The following is a 12019-nucleotide window of genomic DNA, read 5'->3' on the forward strand; positions in this document are numbered from 1 at the left end:
ACACTGACGGCATGCCCACCACGCGCCCGCGGCACGCCATCACGGAGACCCCCGAGATCGCGCACGCCCTGGAAGTCGCCCGGCGGCGCTGGCCGACACATGCCGACAGTCCGTCGCGACTGCTGCGCGAGCTGATCGCTGCAGGAGCCGACGCAGTGGACGAGTCGACGGAGAGCGAGATCGAACGGCGCGTGGCGGTCGCGAATCGGCTCGCCGGAAGCATGACCGGCACCTTCCCCGACGGCTACCTCGAGGAACTGAGGTCCGAGTGGCCGGAGTAGCCGTCCTCGACGCGAGCGTCCTCATCGCCTTCTTCGAGGAGGGCGATCCGTTTCACCCCGAGTCCGTTCTGGCCGTGACGTCCGCGATCCGGCGCGGCGATCGACTCCTCGCCAACGAACTGACCGTCGCGGAGTTCCTGGTCGGCGCCGTCCGATCGGGGATCCTCGACGATGCGGAGGCGCGCATCGCCGAACTCGGCGTCGAGCGCCAGGAGTTTCCACCGAGGTTCGCACCTCGACTCGCGCAGATCCGGCACGACGCCCGGATCAAGCTTCCCGATGCCGCCGTCCTCCTCACCGCCATCGAGGCCACAGAACACGGGACCGTCACCGTCTCCCTCGCGACCTTCGACGAGCGGCTCCGCGCCGCCGGCCACGCCTACGGCGTCTCGCCTGCACCCGGGACGGTCACGTCCGAGTAGTTGCACACCTCAGCCGAGCGCCACGCTCCCGGTGATCGTCGTGTTCGTCGCGCCGCCGATCCAGATCTCGCCACCTACGGATTCGATCTGCACGCGGCCACGTCGGCCGAGCACGGTCCCCTGGGAGGCGACGTAACTCGGCGGCAGCTCGTCCGTGCCGATCAGCCATTGCGCGATTCCTGCGTTGAGGGACCCCGTGACCGGGTCCTCGGGGACGGCGAGGCCGGGGCAGAAGGCGCGGACCTCCACATCGGCGTCGCCGCCGCGCGGATACGACCCGACGACGCCGACGTTGAGCTCCCCCATCGCTGCGAAATCCGGATTCAGCGCCAGCACCGCGTCCGCGTCCCGCAGCCGCGCCGCCACCCAGCCCGGACCGTTGTCCACCCACTCCGCGGCGAGGACATCCGAGACCGGGATCCGCAATCCGGCTGCGATCCGGTCGACGGTGTCCGCGTCCGCCTGCCCGGAACGGACGAGTGGCGGGGCCGCGAAGGCGATTTCGTCTCCGCGGCGCAGCCGCACCAGGCCGGCCGCGCACTCCTGTACCACCGTCCCGGACGACGCCGGGACACCGCCCTCCTCGAGCCAGGCGTGCGCGCTGCCCAACGTCGGATGCCCGGCGAAGGGCAGCTCGCCGCCGGGCGTGAAGATCCGCAGCCGGTAGTCCGCCGCCGGATCGGTCGGGCGCAGCAGGAACGTCGTCTCACTGAGATTCGTCCAGCGCGCGAACGCCGCCATCCGGTCGTCGGTGAGGTCGTCGGCGTGGTGCACCACCGCCACCGGGTTGCCCCGCAGCGGCTCGGAGGAGAAGACATCGACCTGGCGGAATCGGTACATGGTCCTAGTAAAGCTCACGCCCGTAGCCGATGCCGTAGTAGCGGTCCAGTTCCTCGAGCGAGTCGTCCGGCCGCTCCAGAGATTTGGCGATGACGGCGCGCCGGGGCACGCCGTGGTCGTCGTCCTGCGTCGGCCAGGTCGACGGCTCCCACGCCTCGGACCGCAGGAAGGCCTTGCTGCAGTGGAAGAAGACCTCGCCGATCGCGACCTCGATGATGAGCTGGGGCAGCTTGTCCCCCACCGCCATTCGCTGCGCATAGGGCGCATCGGCGAGCACGACGGCGGTTCCGTTGATCCGCAGCGTATCGCCGCGCCCGGGGATCACGAACTCGAGCGCGACGTGCGGGTCCTGCAGCAGGTTCCGCAGCCCGTCGACGCGGCGGTTGCCGGGCCGGTCGGGCAGCGCGATCGTGCGGTCGTGCGGTCGTCGAGGATGAGCACGCCGCCCGCGGGGTCGCCCTTCGGGGAGACGTCGAGGTCGCCGGCCGCGCCGGAGGTCGCCACGAAGTACAGCCGCGCCGCCGCGAGGAACAGACGGTGCACCTCGTGCAGCTCTGACTTCGCCTTGTCGCGGATCCGCGGGATCGGCTCAGGCACCAGGGCCCGCAGCTGGTCGATCGTCGTCACCGGCGTGCGCTCGTGCCCCATGCGACGAGCGTAACGACCCCTACAGCGGCCGCAGGATGCGGTCGAGGAACTCGCGGGTGCGGTCCTGCTGCGGATTCCCGATGACATCCGCGGGCCGACCGGCCTCGAGCACCAAGCCCCGGTCGACGAACAGCACCTGATCGGCCACGTCCCGCGCGAAGGCCATCTCGTGCGTCACCACGACCATGGTCCGGCCCTCGTCCGCGAGATCGCGCATCACGGTCAGCACGTCGCCCACCAGCTCCGGATCGAGCGCCGAGGTCGGCTCGTCGAACAGCACGACCCGCGGCCGCAGCGCCAACGCCCGCGCGATCCCGACGCGCTGCTGCTGGCCACCCGAGAGCTGGTGCGGGTACTTGTCCGCGTGCTCGGCCAGCCCGACCCGCGCGAGCAGGTCCCGCGCCTGCGACTCGACCTCGGCCGGGGGCCGCTTCTGCACGACGACGGGCCCCTCGGTCACATTCCGCAGCGCCGTGAAATGCGGGAACAGGTTGTGCGACTGGAAGACCATCGCGCTCTGCGAGCGATAGCGCGTCAGCTCCGCCTTCCCCGGCGGCCCGGCACCGAAGTCCACGGTCGCGTCGCCGACGGTGACCGTTCCCCCGTCCGGCAGCTCGAGCGCGTTGAGGGAGCGGAGCACCGTCGTCTTGCCCGACCCGGAGGGTCCGATGACGACGGTGACCGTACCCTCCGGCACGGCGAAATCGATGCCGCGCAAGACGTTCACGTCGCCGAAGGACTTGGTGAGGCCGCGCACCGAGATCAGGTCGGTCATCGCGTCACGTACCTTTCGAATCGCGTCTCGAGCCTCGACTGGAACACGCTGAGGATCTGGCAGACCACCCAGTAATAGCAGGCCGCGACGACGTACATGGTGAGGAAGTCGAAGGTGGGCGCCGCGGCGATCTGGGCCTGCCGGAACACCTCGGTCACGAGGATCGTGGAGGCCAGCGAGGTGTCCTTGACCAAGGAGATCAGGGTGTTCGCGAGCGGCGGTGTGGCGGTGCGCGCGGCCTGCGGCAGGATGATCCGGCGCAGCGAGGTGCCGTAGTCCATGCCGATGGTGGTGGCCGCCTCCCACTGCCCCCGCGGGACCGCGCCGATCGCGGCGCGGATGATCTCGGCCGCGTAGCCACCCACATTGAGCGAGAACGCGATCGCCGCAGCGAAGAACGGATCGAAGACGAGCCCGATCGCCGGCAGTCCGTAGAAGATGATGACCAGCTGCACCAGCAACGGCGTCCCGCGGATCACCGAGATGTACGCGGTCGCCAGGGCCCGCAGCACGCGGCGGGCGGACATTCGCGCGAGTGCGACGGCCAGCGCGATCACCAGGCCGATCACGAAGCTGATCGCGGTGAGCGGCAGCGTCATGGTCACCATGGCCCGCAGCAGCGGGACCAGCGTGCGCCGCACCAGGTCCCACGTGGTGGACTGCTTCGGCGCGGCGTCGTCGGCGCCGAAGTACTTCTGCGAGATCCGCTGGGCGGTACCGTCGGCGCGGATCTCGGCGAGGCCGCGGTTGATGGCGGGCATGAGCCCGGATCCCTTGCGCGCCGCGAACACCGACTCGGACGTGTCGGGGGTCTGGGCGGCGATCTTCACCGGTGCCGAGGAGTTCACCGCGAGGTAGTTGCGGATCACGCCCGTGTCGTTGACCACCACGTCCACCCGACCCTGCGCGAGCAGCGTCGCCGCCTCCGCGAACCCGGCGACCGACTCGATCCGCGCGCCCGCCTTCTCCGCGACGCCGGACCAGCTGCTCGTGGAGCTCTGTGCGGCGAGTCTGCCGCGGATGTCGTCGAGGGACTTCACCGAGTCGTCACCCTTGCGCACCAGGATCGACCCGCTCGCGGTGCTGTAGGGGTCGGACAGGTCGTACTTGGCGGCGCGTGCCGGATTCGCGGCGACCTGGTTCGCCACCAGGTCGAGCCGGTTCGACTCCAGTGCCGCGAACATCGAATCCCACGGCGTCTCCACGAATTCGACACGCATACCGATCTTCTCGGCGACCGCGGTGATCATCTCCACGTCGTACCCGGTCAGCTTCCCGGAGTCGTCGTGGTAGCTGTACACCGGGTACACGCCCTCCGTGCCCACGCGCAGGACGCCGCCGGCGGGCGGCGCCGGGTCGGCGTGCGCGGGCAGCGGCGCCGCGACCAGCAGCATCACGAGCAGCGCGAGGACTGCCCGCCGGAATGCGTTGCGCCGGGCGGGGGCGGCGTCGGTGACCGCTGCTGTTCGCATGCGTCGTTCCTATCACCGACGGCGCCCGCCGTCCCGGACATGTGTATTCAACCCGATGGTTGACCAACGGAGCCGGACGGCGTACCGTCGTATTCAATCGATTGGTTGAACATGAAGGAGGTGCGCCACGGACGACACCGACGACCTGTCCCGCGCGTTCGCCGCGCTGGCGGACCCCACGCGCCGCGACATCGTCGCCCGGCTCTCGGACGGCGACGCCACGCTCACCGAGATCGCCGAGCACTACGCCATGAGCATCCAGGCCGTCTCCAAGCACCTGTCGGTGCTCGAGAACGCCGGCCTGATCAGTAGGACCCGACGGGCGCAGGCCCGGCCCGCCCACCTGGAGGCGGAGGTCTTCGACCTCATGAACGGGTGGATCGAGCGGTACCGCCGCCGCGCCGAGCAGCGCTACCGGCGCCTCGACGCGGTGCTCGCCGAGATGAACGACGAAGAGAACCCCACCGACAGCACCGAACAAGGAGCAGCATCATGACCATCGTCAACGCCGAGGCCGGCATCGAGGCCTCCACCACCCTCCCCACCGTCACCATCACGCGCGACTTCCGCGCCACTCCCGCACAGCTCTTCCGCGCCCACACCGACCCCGAGATCTACACCCGATGGGTGGGGCCGTCCGACATCGACACCGAGATCGTGCACTGGGACGCGCGCACCGGCGGCAGCTGGGCCTATGTCAGCACGCGCGGCGACGAGCGGTACGCCTTCCACGGCAGCTTCCACGACGTCCGGGAGGACCGGATCGTGCAGACCTTCACCTACGACGACATGCCCGACGGGGTCTCGCTCGAGACCATGACCTTCGAGGATCTCGGCGACGGCCGCACCCGCCTGCGCGTCGTCTCCCTGCTGGACAGCTTCGCCAGTCGCGACGGCATGCTGGCCAGCGGCATGGAGGTCGGCATCGTCGACGGATACGCGAAGCTCGACGACCTCCTCGACGCCGGCGAGGTCTGACCCGGGCGCGGCGCGGGGCCGGTACGTTGTCGGCATGAGGTTGCCGCGGCTCCGCGCCGACTACGGGTCGGTCCTGCTGGGCTCCACCGACGACAGCCCGCGGACCACCCGGGTGCGGATCCAACTGGTGCTCACCACCGGCGTACTGATCGCGAACGCCATCGGCGTGGGTCTCTCGATCGCCCTGGCCACCGTCGGCATCCCCAAACCCGCGATGCGCTGGGACGCCTGGTGGATGCCCTTCCTCGTGATGCCGATCTACATCGGCATCGCGTTCCTGCTCGGCGTCGTGCTCGGCACGGTCCGGCTGGTGCGTTCCCTCCGCTGGTCGATCCGGGGGGACGCGCCCACGGCGCGGGAGGCACGCGCGGCGATGACCGCGCCGTGGCGGCTCACCGTGATCCAGGCCCTGCTGTGGGCGGGCGGGACGATCGTGGTCACGGTGGGCTACGGCATCGTCGACCCCGAACTGATACCGAAGGTCGCCCTCGTCACCGGGCTGAGCGGCGTCGTGGTCTGCGCCATCTCGTACCTGATCACCGAGTTCGCACTGCGGCCCGCTGCCGCGCGGGCCCTCGAGGCCGGCTACCCCATCGCGCGCCGCAGCCGCCTCAAGGGACGGGCGCTCACCGCGTGGGCGGTGGGCTCGGGCGTGCCGATCGTCGGGATCCTCCTCGTCGTCGTCTTCGCCGCCGTCGGCGGCAAGTCGTCCCCGATGGACATCTGCATCGCCGTCAGCGCGATCGCCGCGATCGCGCTGCTCACCGGCCCGCTGCTCACCCTGCTCAACGCCGACACGATCGTCGGGCCGCTGCGCGTGCTCCGCGCCGCCCTGCGCCGCGTCCGCGACGGCGAGCACGACGTCTCGATCACGGTGTTCGACGGTTCCGACATGGGCGAGCTGCAGGCCCGGTTCAACGAGATGACCGCCGGGCTGGCCGAGCGCGAGCGGCTGCGCGACCTGTTCGGCCGGCACGTCGGCCGCGAGGTCGCGGAGCAGGCCCTCGGCTGGGGCGTGCAGCTGGGCGGCTCCGAACAGGTGGTGGGCGTGTTGTTCGTCGACGTGGTCGGCTCGACGACGCTGGCCCGGGAACGGCCGGCGACCGAGGTCGTCGCACTGCTCAACCGGTTCTTCGAGGTGATCGTCACCGCCGTCGAGGAGAACGACGGGCTGGTCAACAAGTTCGAGGGCGACGCGGTGCTCGCGGTGTTCGGCGCCCCGCTCCCCCACCCGGACCCCGCGGGCGGGGCGCTGCGCGCGTCCCGGCTGATCGCCGACCGCCTCCCCTCCGCGGTCCCGGGCCTCGCGGCCGGCATCGGCGTCTCCTACGGCGTCGTCGTCGCGGGCAACGTCGGCGCGATCGAGCGGTACGAGTTCACCGTCATCGGCGACCCGGTCAACGAGTCGGCCCGCCTGTCCGAGGTGGCCAAGCGCGACACCTCGCTCCCGGTCGCCTCCGAGCCCGCGGTCATGGGCGCCCGCGAGGCGGAGTCGCGGCACTGGCGCTTCACCGACGAACAGGATCTGCGGGGCCGCAACGAGATCACCCGGCTCTACGCGCCGGGCCACTCCGGTGGCGACAGGACCAGCACGTCGTCGACGAAGGTCGTCCCGCCCACGGTGAACGTGCGCGTGCCCGCCACCACGAACCCCGACTTGGCGTAGAACCGCTTCGCCCGCGCGTTCTCGGCGTTGACGCCGAGCCACACCGGCAGTCCCTCCGCGCCCGTGCGGACGGCGTCGAGCAGGGCGCGGGCCACGCCGCCGCCGTGGTGCTCCGGGTCGACGTACAGCTTGGACAGGTAGGCCGACGGTGCGCCGCGCAGCGCCTCCGGTCCCTCGGCGTGCGCGCCGTGCAGCACCAGGGCGTACCCGACGGGGCCGCCGGCACCGTCGACCACGAGGACCCGGTGCGCGGGATCCGCCAGGTGCCGGTCGAACTCGGCCTCACTCAGGTGCGTCGCGATGAAGTCGGCGACGTGCTCGCGCGCCAGCGACGGAGGGCACGCCAGCGGGAAGGTGCGGGCGGCGAGCGCGGCCACGGAACCCGCGTCCTCGGTCCGCGCGCGCCGGACGGGTGACGACATCATGCGATCCACGGTAGTCACCTGCGGGCGGACGGGCGCCGAGCCGGATATTGTGTATTAAGTTCAGGAGTTCGACAGCAGAGGAGCGACGCCGTGGCGAAGACGGACGACCTGCCCGCACGCGGGCGCACCAAGCGGCGCCAGCTGCCGGAGGAGGTCGCGGGCTACGTCCGCGAGCAGATCATGTCCGGCAGGATGCGCCCGGGCGAGTTCCTGCGGATGGAGCCGATCGCGGAGGCGATCGGGGTTTCGATCACGCCGGTCCGCGAGGGCCTGCTGACGCTGCGCAGCGAGGGCTTCGTCACCCTGGTTCCGCGGCGCGGGTTCCAGGTGGCCGAGTTCACGCGCCAGGACGTGCGCGACCTCTTCTGGGCGCAGGGGCAACTGGCCGGCGAGCTCGCGGCGCGCGCGGCGAAGGCCGCGACGCCGGAGCTGCTCGAGCGCCTCGCGCACATCAACGAGCGGACGATGGCGGCCGCCGCGGCCGGCGACACCCAGGCCGTGGGCGACCTGGGCCACAGCTTCCACCGCGAGATCAACCTGGCCGCCGATTCGGACCGGCTGGCGCGCCTGCTGGCGGGCGTGGTCAAGCACCTGCCCAACCAGTTCTACGCGTCGCTGGAGGCGCACGTCGAGGCGACCCGGCTGCAGCACATCGAGATTCTCGACGCACTGACCGCCCGGGACTCGCGCAAGGTCCGCAAGCTCATGGAGGCGCACCTCGTGGACAGCGCGGATCACGTGATCGCGCTGTTGGAACAGGCCGGGCTCTGGGTCGAGTCCTGAAGGACTCGGCTCGCCGGAGCCCGGCCCGGGATCTGTCGCCCGCTCAGGCGTTCGCGGCCACCGAGTCCGCGAGCGCGATGATGCCCTCGGCGGTCTTCACGTGCGCGATGTCGATGTGCTGGCCCTCGAAGGTGGCCGCCGAGCTGCCCGCGGCCTCCGCCTCGTGGTACGCGGCGAGCAGGCGACGGTAGTAGGCCACGGTCTTCTCGTCGGGCGTGAAGACCTCGTGCGCGACCGCCACGTGCGACGGGTGGATCACGACGAGGCCGCGGTACCCGAGGCGGCGGTTGTCGAGGCAGAAGGTGCGCAGCCCGTCAAGGTTCTTGATGTCCTGCCACACGCCGACCACGGGGTGACTGAGCCCGTTGGACGCCGCGGCCAGCACCAGGCGGCTGCGGAGGTAGAGGGTTTCGAGGCCCTCGGGGGTGAACTCGATGCCGAGGGAGCGACCGGCGTCGGCGTCCGGGCCGGTGGCGCCGAGCAGCGAAGCCACGCGCGGGCTCGCCGCGGCGATCTCCTCGCACCGCGCCATCGAGGTGGGCGTCTCGTACGAGACGAGCAGCTGGATCTTGCCGATCTCGAGGCCGTCGCGACGCTCGATGTGCGTGATGACCGCGTCGAGAGCGGCGATGTCGGCCGCGTCGTAGACCTTGGCCAGGAACAGGCCGGTCAGGCCCGGCCGGATGACGGCCTCGAGGTCGCCGTTGAGCAGCCCGGTCTCGTCCGGATTGCACCGTACCCACAGGTCGGGGCGGATGCCCTCGGCCGTGAGCCGGTCGATCGTGCCCGCGACCGTGGCCCGCGCCTCGACCTTCTCGGCGGGCGGCACCGAGTCCTCGAGGTCGAGGATGATCGCGTCGGCACCGGAGGCGATGCCCTTGTCCGCCCAGGCCGACTTGTGGCCGGGAACGAAGAGCATGGAACGGTACGGCTTCATGGACATATGACTGCTCCCTCGATGATCTGCGTGTGACCTCAGACACTAGCAGTAAATATATTATATTCGCAAGGGTTGGGCCGGAAGGTACCGTCGGGCACCCTCAGGGGCGACGATGACCGCACCCCGCTCCCGCAGGACCTCCAGGTGCGAGCGGATCTCACCCGTCGCGATCATCCGATGCTCGACCGCCAGCTCGTCCAGCGCGTGCCGGCGGCGGGTCCACCGCATCGACGCGGCGATCGCGTACGCGGTGTCGAGACCGTCCGCGACGAGGCCGAGGACCTCGGCGAGCCGGTCCTCGTGGTGCGCGATCTGCTCGCGGACCCGCTCGTGGGTACCGGGGAGCACGGACCCGTGGGCGGGCAACAGCAGGCCGTCGGCCAGCGCCAAGGTGGCATCGAGCGGGGCCAGGAAGGAGCTGAGGGGCGAGGGCTCGGGCGACCACTCGAAGCCGATCGACGGCGTGATCCGCGGCAGCACGTGATCGCCCGTGATCAGCGCACCGGAGGAGGTGTGCCGCAGGATGACGTGCCCGCGGGTATGCCCCGGCGTGGCGATGACCTCGAACGCACCCTCGGCGAGAGGGATCGCCTCGCCGTCGTCGAGCCAGCCGTCGGGCGCGTGGTACCCCATCGCCGTCTCCAGGTCCGGCACGCCCATCGAGGCGATCGCATCGGCGAGATCGGCGGCGCCCTCCTCGCGCAGCTGCGCGACCTGGGTCGGGTAGCGGACGGGCGCATCCACCGAGTAGCCGAGCACGCTGTGCCGCTCCTCGCGCCCGATCAGCTGGCGGCTGCCGATCGTCTCGCGCCAGCGGTTCGCCTGCGAGTAGTGATCCCAGTGATGATGGGTGCACACCGTGGTGCGGACGTCCGCGAGCGAGTATCCGAGCACCCGCAGCACGCGGATCACCTCGGCCTCGCTCTCCTCGGTCGCCCAGCCGGGATCGACGTACACCAGCCCATCGGGGCCCTCCGCGAGATAGGAGTTGACGGCTGCGAGACCTGCGATGGGCAGCGGCAGCGGGATCCGGTAGAGCCCCTGGGCCACCTCGTGCGGTCCCGCCGCGGTCCAGTCCTGCTCGTTCGCAACCATCGCCACCACATCCCGATATCAAGTAGGTCTTCTAAGCTCTATCAGATGCGGCCACCCGCGCGAAGTTCGCCGACGAATCGCTCTCCGGTCGGTCGTAGAGTGGATGGAAGAGCTCGAGAGGAGGCGTGGTGAATACAGACTCAAGGGCGGCCCCGGCCGGGGATCCGATTCCCCCGGGCTATGTCACGTACGCCGACCTCGCCACAACGCTCCGGGCCGACGCCGATCTCCGGGAGGACCCTTCGCTCGCTGTTCGGGTGCTGCGAGAGTCGGTGCTTCAGGCCGAAGCCCTCACCGACGCGAACTCACTCGACGCCTTTCACGCCGAACCGCCACTGACCGGCCACCCCGGCTGGGACGCGCTCTTCGCAGGCGTCGCGGTGTTCACCGGTTCCGGACGCGTCTCACCGGGCGTTCTGGACTGGTGCTCGCAGCCGGGCCGCATCAGTACCGACCTGTTCGACCCGCTGCGCATCCCTGCGCGGTACCGGCTGCTGGAGATGCTGCGCACCCCGGTCGCCCTCCGCGAACGCAACGTGATCCTCGCTGCCGGCAACCTCGAAGGAGTGTGACGTGCCCCTGACTCTCAGCGCCGCGCAGATCGAAGATCTGCTCGGCGCGCTTGAGGCCGAACTCCGCCGGCGCGGCCTGGAGGGACGAGTGTTTCTCGTCGGCGGCGCGGCCATGGCCCTGGCCTACAACGCGGGTCGCTCCACGGGCGACGTCGACGGCGTGCTGCGCCCTCGCGACGAGCTCCTCGACGCCGCGCACGCCGTTGCGCGCGAACGCGGGCTGCCGTCGAACTGGCTGTCCGACGGCGTGACACAAGCACACATGCCGCCACTGTCCGACGACCACCCCATGACCCGCCGGATCGGCCCCGCACTCAGTATCGAGATCGCCTCACCTGAATACATACTCGCGATGAAGGCGATGTCGACCCGCCTGTCCGACGGGGACCTGCGGGATGCCGCCACCCTGTGCCGACTCCTGGGGTACACCCACGAGGAGCAGATCGAGGCGGTCATCCGCCGGTACTTCGGTGCCGACACGGGATTGTTCGGGGCGCAGGAACTGTGGTTCGAACGGATCATCGACGCCGCATCAGTCCCGCCCGAGTAGCCGATCGGTCTCGCGGCGCTCGCGCTTGGTGGGACGCCCCGCACCGCGGTCGCGGTGCGGCATCGACGCGGCGATCTCCCGCGGCGGGGGCGGCGGACTGTGGTCGATGTAGCAGGTGGCGGCGACCGGCGCGCCGACGCGCTTGGGAATCAGCGTCGCCACCTCGACGATCCGTTCCCGCCCGCCCAGCCGCAACCGCACCTCGTCGCCCACGACGATGTGCTGCGCGGGCTTGGCGGCGGCGCCGTTGACGCGCACGTGCCCGCCGCGGCACGCCGTGGCGGCGGCGGACCGCGTCTTGGTCAGCCGCACCGACCACAGCCAAGCGTCGACCCGCACCGCTACCGCGCGCGCAGCAGCCGCGACAGACCGACGGCGCCGAGCGCGCCCAGCGCCACGAGCAACAGGATGCCGATCCAGGGCTCGACGACGAATCCGACGATGACCACGACCACCGCGGGCGCCGCCATCGCGGCGACCATCCCGGGATGCTGCTTCACGACGTCCAGCGCGGCCTGCTTGCGCGCGGGATCGAGCTCTTTTCCTGCCATGTCACCAATGTACGCATTCCC

Annotated in this window: 18 protein-coding genes; 8 read left to right on the top strand and 10 right to left on the bottom strand. The window is 70.7% G+C overall.

Annotated elements, in window-relative coordinates:
• The first annotated feature begins 11 nt into the window (after window positions 1–11).
• Both ABZX10_RS12115 and ABZX10_RS12120 read left to right on the top strand, forming a co-directional pair.
• Window positions 12–281 (top strand): hypothetical protein, encoded by a 270-nt coding sequence (locus ABZX10_RS12115; RefSeq protein WP_355539391.1) that lies wholly within the window; start codon window positions 12–14, stop codon window positions 279–281.
• A complete protein-coding gene (locus ABZX10_RS12120) occupies window positions 269–703 on the top strand; it encodes a type II toxin-antitoxin system VapC family toxin (RefSeq protein WP_355539394.1) in 435 nt (144 codons plus the stop codon). The genes ABZX10_RS12115 and ABZX10_RS12120 overlap by 13 nt, the downstream gene beginning before the upstream one ends.
• A 9-nt stretch (window positions 704–712) precedes the next feature.
• On the opposite strand, the gene ABZX10_RS12125 is transcribed toward ABZX10_RS12120, so the two are convergent.
• The 5 genes from ABZX10_RS12125 to ABZX10_RS12145 are packed head-to-tail and all read right to left on the bottom strand — an operon-like array spanning window position 713 to window position 4438.
• On the bottom strand, window positions 713–1543 hold the full coding sequence (locus tag ABZX10_RS12125; RefSeq protein ID WP_355539397.1) for a PhzF family phenazine biosynthesis protein: 831 nt from the start codon (window positions 1541–1543) through the stop codon (window positions 713–715).
• A 4-nt stretch (window positions 1544–1547) separates the two neighbouring features.
• Complete coding sequence (locus ABZX10_RS12130; protein ID WP_355539810.1) at window positions 1548–1952, bottom strand: pyridoxamine 5'-phosphate oxidase family protein; 405 nt, start codon at window positions 1950–1952, stop codon at window positions 1548–1550.
• Window positions 1865–2191 (bottom strand): hypothetical protein, encoded by a 327-nt coding sequence (locus ABZX10_RS12135; protein ID WP_355539400.1) that lies wholly within the window; start codon window positions 2189–2191, stop codon window positions 1865–1867. Before ABZX10_RS12135 ends, ABZX10_RS12130 begins: the two co-directional genes overlap by 88 nt.
• A gap of 19 nt (window positions 2192–2210) precedes the next feature.
• Window positions 2211–2966 (bottom strand): amino acid ABC transporter ATP-binding protein, encoded by a 756-nt coding sequence (locus ABZX10_RS12140; protein WP_355539403.1) that lies wholly within the window; start codon window positions 2964–2966, stop codon window positions 2211–2213.
• Window positions 2963–4438 (bottom strand): ABC transporter substrate-binding protein/permease, encoded by a 1476-nt coding sequence (locus ABZX10_RS12145; protein ID WP_355539406.1) that lies wholly within the window; start codon window positions 4436–4438, stop codon window positions 2963–2965. The genes ABZX10_RS12140 and ABZX10_RS12145 overlap by 4 nt, the downstream gene beginning before the upstream one ends.
• A gap of 145 nt (window positions 4439–4583) precedes the next feature.
• On the opposite strand from ABZX10_RS12145, the gene ABZX10_RS12150 reads away from it, so the two are divergent.
• From ABZX10_RS12150 to ABZX10_RS12160, 3 genes are read left to right on the top strand one after another with little or no spacing between them, the layout of a single operon-like run.
• Entirely contained in the window at window positions 4584–4934 is a 351-nt protein-coding gene (locus ABZX10_RS12150) for a metalloregulator ArsR/SmtB family transcription factor (protein ID WP_355539813.1), read from the top strand.
• Window positions 4931–5416, top strand: coding sequence for an SRPBCC family protein (locus ABZX10_RS12155; RefSeq protein WP_355539409.1), 486 nt, complete (start codon window positions 4931–4933; stop codon window positions 5414–5416). The genes ABZX10_RS12150 and ABZX10_RS12155 overlap by 4 nt, the downstream gene beginning before the upstream one ends.
• Window positions 5417–5450: 34 nt before the next feature.
• On the top strand, window positions 5451–7082 hold the full coding sequence (locus ABZX10_RS12160) for an adenylate/guanylate cyclase domain-containing protein (protein ID WP_355539412.1): 1632 nt from the start codon (window positions 5451–5453) through the stop codon (window positions 7080–7082).
• Here the strand turns inward: ABZX10_RS12160 and ABZX10_RS12165 are convergent.
• A complete protein-coding gene (locus tag ABZX10_RS12165) occupies window positions 6971–7507 on the bottom strand; it encodes a GNAT family N-acetyltransferase (RefSeq protein WP_355539415.1) in 537 nt (178 codons plus the stop codon). The genes ABZX10_RS12160 and ABZX10_RS12165 overlap by 112 nt on opposite strands.
• A gap of 90 nt (window positions 7508–7597) precedes the next feature.
• On the opposite strand from ABZX10_RS12165, the gene ABZX10_RS12170 reads away from it, so the two are divergent.
• The gene (locus ABZX10_RS12170) at window positions 7598–8290 is read left to right on the top strand and encodes a GntR family transcriptional regulator (RefSeq protein ID WP_355539418.1); all 693 of its coding nucleotides are present in this window, start codon (window positions 7598–7600) and stop codon (window positions 8288–8290) included.
• Window positions 8291–8333: 43 nt separating this feature from the next.
• Here ABZX10_RS12170 and ABZX10_RS12175 read toward each other — a convergent pair whose 3' ends face one another.
• Together ABZX10_RS12175 and ABZX10_RS12180 are read right to left on the bottom strand one after the other, a co-directional pair.
• Window positions 8334–9227 carry a CoA ester lyase gene (locus tag ABZX10_RS12175; RefSeq protein WP_355539816.1) on the bottom strand — a complete coding sequence of 298 codons (894 nt, stop codon included), beginning with the start codon at window positions 9225–9227 and terminating at the stop codon, window positions 8334–8336.
• A gap of 60 nt (window positions 9228–9287) precedes the next feature.
• Complete coding sequence (locus tag ABZX10_RS12180) at window positions 9288–10325, bottom strand: MBL fold metallo-hydrolase (protein WP_355539421.1); 1038 nt, start codon at window positions 10323–10325, stop codon at window positions 9288–9290.
• A gap of 128 nt (window positions 10326–10453) precedes the next feature.
• Here ABZX10_RS12180 and ABZX10_RS12185 point away from each other — a divergent pair, with 128 nt between their 5' ends.
• The gene (locus tag ABZX10_RS12185) at window positions 10454–10897 is read left to right on the top strand and encodes a hypothetical protein (protein WP_355539424.1); all 444 of its coding nucleotides are present in this window, start codon (window positions 10454–10456) and stop codon (window positions 10895–10897) included.
• 1 nt (window position 10898) lies between these two features.
• Window positions 10899–11447, top strand: coding sequence for a hypothetical protein (locus tag ABZX10_RS12190; RefSeq protein WP_355539427.1), 549 nt, complete (start codon window positions 10899–10901; stop codon window positions 11445–11447).
• Here the strand turns inward: ABZX10_RS12190 and ABZX10_RS12195 are convergent.
• On the bottom strand, window positions 11430–11759 hold the full coding sequence (locus tag ABZX10_RS12195; protein WP_355539430.1) for an RNA-binding S4 domain-containing protein: 330 nt from the start codon (window positions 11757–11759) through the stop codon (window positions 11430–11432). The genes ABZX10_RS12190 and ABZX10_RS12195 overlap by 18 nt on opposite strands.
• 29 nt (window positions 11760–11788) lie before the next feature.
• On the bottom strand, window positions 11789–11998 hold the full coding sequence (locus ABZX10_RS12200; protein ID WP_355539433.1) for a hypothetical protein: 210 nt from the start codon (window positions 11996–11998) through the stop codon (window positions 11789–11791).
• Window positions 11999–12019 lie beyond the last annotated feature (21 nt).

Origin of the sequence: Tsukamurella sp. NPDC003166 (assembly GCF_040611135.1) — a bacterium.
Lineage (GTDB): Bacteria > Actinomycetota > Actinomycetes > Mycobacteriales > Mycobacteriaceae > Tsukamurella.